This window comes from Microbacterium sp. K27 (assembly GCF_004794435.1).
Taxonomy (GTDB): domain Bacteria; phylum Actinomycetota; class Actinomycetes; order Actinomycetales; family Microbacteriaceae; genus Microbacterium; species Microbacterium maritypicum_A.
The window spans coordinates 1-3,991 of record NZ_SSDK01000023.1 but is presented as its reverse complement, the minus strand read 5'-3'; the positions used below and the strand labels follow the sequence as shown (position 1 = coordinate 3,991).

4 protein-coding genes are annotated in these 3,991 nt (G+C 71.3%); all 4 read right to left on the bottom strand.

The features are described from left to right. A partial coding sequence (locus DW307_RS00980) for an RDD family protein (protein WP_136023683.1) occupies nt 1-910 on the bottom strand: 910 nt, incomplete at its 3' end. Beyond that, the gene (locus tag DW307_RS00975) at nt 907-1,617 is read right to left on the bottom strand and encodes a hypothetical protein (protein ID WP_231479805.1); all 711 of its coding nucleotides are present in this window, start codon (nt 1,615-1,617) and stop codon (nt 907-909) included. The genes DW307_RS00980 and DW307_RS00975, both read right to left, overlap by 4 nt. 14 nt (nt 1,618-1,631) lie before the next feature. Then, nucleotides 1,632-3,260: a serine/threonine-protein kinase gene (locus DW307_RS00970; protein WP_136023682.1), complete on the bottom strand. Its 1,629-nt coding sequence runs from the start codon at nt 3,258-3,260 to the stop codon at nt 1,632-1,634. Continuing rightward, the coding region (locus DW307_RS00965) for an FHA domain-containing protein (protein ID WP_205810306.1) at nt 3,257-3,991 on the bottom strand (735 nt) is incomplete at its 5' end. The genes DW307_RS00970 and DW307_RS00965, both read right to left, overlap by 4 nt.

Sequence of the window (3,991 nt, the reverse complement as noted above, 5' to 3'; positions counted from 1 at the left end):
GACCCGCAGGCGTCCTCACCCTCTCGCTGCTCGGCGCCGGGGCGGGAGCCGGGGAGAACGTTGCCGGAGCCGGTGCGCCCGTCGCGAGCGACGGCGGCGCCGCCGACACCATGGAGCCGGCTCCAGATGGCTCTGCCTGCTCCGTCGCAGCCGCCGCGGCCGAGCGGTGCGCACCGATGACGCCTCCGGAAAGGCGCGCACTCGGGACGTACTCGGCCGGCGCGTCGCGATGCACCGGCGTCGCCAGTGACGGCAGCGGAGCCTTCTCCTCGTGTACGGGCGTCTTCACGCGCTTGCGCGCGATGCGCATGCGTTTCGCATCGTAGGGATTCAACCCGCCGCGCACGTCGACGAACCAGGTCGCGGCAGCGAGATCGAGCCAGCCGCGTCCTCGCCGTTCGATGTCGAACAGCGGGGAGAGCATGATCACCAGCACCGGACCGATGACCGGGACGATGAGCGAGGCGTAGGCGACGAGGAAGCGGACCACGGCTCCGCGCCAGAAACCGGGGCGCTCGAGGGTCCGGACGTTCACCGAGCGGATGCCGCAGATCGCCTTGCCGAGCGTCACTCCCTTGCGTCCGTGCAGGACGAGCTGGACGACGATATAGGCGATCATCAGGCCCTGCGATACGGCTGCCGCGACGATGAGCCACACCAGGTCACCGCGGGCGAAGAACCTCTCGGCGTCGAACTGCCCTGCGACCACCTGCGCGAGAACCGGGGTGAGCGCGACGATCGCCGGGAGCGCGATGAGCACGGCCACCGCCCACTCGATCAGCGCGGCGAGCACGCGCGGCCCTCGCCCTGCTGTGCGGAGCCCGAGGGCCTCCGCGTACGCAGGATCCGGGCGTCCGTGCGCGTCGAGCCCTTCGACCTCGGGAGCGTGGTCGTCGATCTCCCAGATCACTCCTGCTCTCCCTCGACCTCGTCGACGGCGTGCGCGGTGTCGAGCAACGGCAGGTCGCTCTTGCCGACCAGTCGCGACGCGATCACGTGCTCCACCAGGCGCGCACGTCTGTTGGTCGCGAAGCTGCGTTGTCCGCCGCGCATTCCGGGCACACCGATCCGGTCGAACTTGTCGCACACGTTGTCGAGCTTGCGGTTGAAGCGGGTGACGGTCCAGCCGAGGCGCTCCGCGGCCTTCGCCGACGTCGGGATCTCGCTCATACCCGTACCGTCCCTGCGCAACTGCGGCTCCGCCAGCGCGAGGATGAGGAGCTTCTGGCTGAGGGTCAACGGGACGTCGCCGATCGTGGAGGCACCCCCGTCGTCGTGCTCGCGCCTGGTCGCACGGAACGTCGGCTCCGCCGCGTGCAAGGTGAGTTCGTAGGTCGTCGGTCCTGCGCTGAACACGACGGTCGTGGTCTCGAAGACCAGCGGAAGGCGGGCACCGGGAGCGAGCCAGGCCTGCACGCCACCGGCCGAATCGGTCACGGTCGCCGTGAGTCGCGTGCCGACGTTCGACAGCCACCACAACCCGTCGGCGTCGGTGATCTCCAGGAAGTGCCGGTGCAGGAACAGGTTGTCGTCGAGCTCGAGATCTCCCTCGCGCCCGACGATGAACCGCCCGCCCCGACGGACCGGGAAGTACTCCCCCGCGAACTCGACGGTCACGCCGCCTTCACCACTCACTCCACGCACCCCCGCACGGTCTCGGACGCGCGCCCGTCGTCGCGTCGCAGCATCACATCGATGCAGACGGTCCCCGCCGCGGCGGGCACCGTGGCGGTCGGATCCGGCGTCTGCTGGGGATCGACCTCGCCCGAGACCGCCACCGGGGTCCAGATGTATGAATCGCCGTCGAGCGGGCTCGGGTTCGTCCAGGTGAAGACCACCTGTTCGCCCTGTCGCGTCCCGGCGAGCTCCGTCACCTTCGGCACCACGTCCGTTCCGACGTCCTTCGGATCGACGGCTTCCGCGGTCTCCTGCGGTTCGGGCGCGATACCCGCGACCAGGAGGTTGAGTCCGACGATGCCGCCGATCACGAGCACGACTCCCGCGGCGGCGAGGGTGATCCACAGCCCCTTCCGACTGCGGGGCGGCTCGGGTGCGACCGGGGCCTCGACGGGCGCTCCGGGAACCATCGTCGGCGGCACGGCGGCGTCCGGGGCCACGACCATCGGCGCACGGGCGATGGTCCGGTCGTCGGCGCCCGGCACGGTCGGAGGTGCAGCAACGGGAGACGGCGTGCGCAGCTGCGTCTGCTCGACCGCCGTTTCCTGGGCGGCCGGGGCGTCGAAGCGCGGCACCCCCTGCAGCGCGGCCGGAGGCTCCTTCCGCTGCGTCGTCGCCGACGGACGGGTGAACGAGGCCATGTCGGGATCGATACTGACGATCTCCCGCACCCGGGTGAGACCGTCGCCGTCGTCGTCGAGGTCTTCCACCGGCGGGTGATCGTCGACGATGTCGATCGGGGTCACCGAGTGGGAGAGCTCGATCTGCACCTTCTGCAGCGCTCGCGCGAACGCCACGGCGCTCGGGAAGCGATCGTCGGGATTCTTCGCCATCGAGCGCTCGAGGAGTCGTTGCAGGCTCTCCGGGGAGTCCGGCCGCTTCAGAGACGGCAGGGCGGCGCGCTCGATGCGCTCGATGAGGTCGGCACTGGAGTTCCGTTCCCCGGGGCGCTCGAACGGTGATCGTCCGGCGAGCAGGGTGTACAGCGTCGCCCCCAGCGCCCACACGTCCGTGCGCGGCCCGCTCTGGGGCGGCTCGGCGAACGACTCCGGTGGCGACCACGGGATCGACATGCCCGACGCCTCACCCGTCGCGCCCGTCGTCGACGCGATGCCGAAATCGGTGAGCGCCGGCCGGTTGTACTCGGTGACGAGGATGTTGGCGGGCTTGATGTCGCGGTGCAGCACGCCTGCGCGGTGCGCCGTCTCGACAGCGCCGGCCACCTGCACGCCGACCCGGAGAGCCTCGGCGACGGAGAACGGGTCCTTCCGTGCGCGCAGCTGGAGGTTCGGCCGCGGGCAGTACTCCATCACCAGATAGGGGCGCCCGTCGCCCGCGACCCCGGCCTGGTAGATCGTGACGATCGCGGGGTGCGTCGAGAGCATGGCCATGACGTTCGCCTCATCGGCGAACTCCTGCGCGGCGCCGCTCGAGATGCGATCGGCGAGCAGGACCTTCACCGCGACGCGGCGGCGAGGCATCTCCTGCTCGTAGAGGAACACGTCGGCGAAGCCACCGGTGCCCAACGGCTCCACATAGGTGAAGCCGGGAAGATCCGGCGGCGGCGACGGGCGACGCGTCACGGGAGATCCTCGAAGGCGACGGTCACGCCGTCGCCGAGGTCGACGACATCGCCGGAGAGCACCAGCGTCTGCTCCCCGGGGTGCAACCGCACGGGGTCGGCGCCCGGGCGCAGGAGCGTGGACCCGTTGGTGGTGTGCAGGTCGATGACCACCACCGTGTCGCCTTCCGGCCTGACCTCGAGATGGCTGCGTGAGATGTCCTGCTGGGGGCTCTCGACGGCGATCAGGTGCGGGAGGTTCGCCCCGCTGGCACGTGTCGACCGTGGCCGGCGCCCGATGATCACGGTGCGGTCGAGGGCGGCCACCTGACCGGTGGAGAGCCGGATGCGGCCGACCGAGGCCACGGCCGGCGTCGGCGCCACATCGAGCACCTCCGTCGGCGCGTCGTTCGCGACCGGCGGCTGCTGGCGGAGAGCACGGAGGTCCGCTGCCGAGACGGTGGCGCCGTCGTGGTCGCCCTCGACGGGGACCGGCACCACCGGTGCCGCCCCGCCGACCGAGTGCACAGTGGCACCCCACAGCTGGTCGAAGTCGTCGTCGACCGGTGGCGCGAGCGTCACCTCCGTGGGCGGCAGGAAGGCGTCTTCGATGAGGGGAAGCGGCTCCTCGGCCTCGGGCTCCGGCACGACCGGCTCGAGTGCGGGCTCCGGCTCGGGTGCGGGCTCCGGCTCGGGTGCGGGCTCGGGCTCGGGTGCGGGCTCGGGCTCCGCTTCGGGCTCCGGCACGACCGG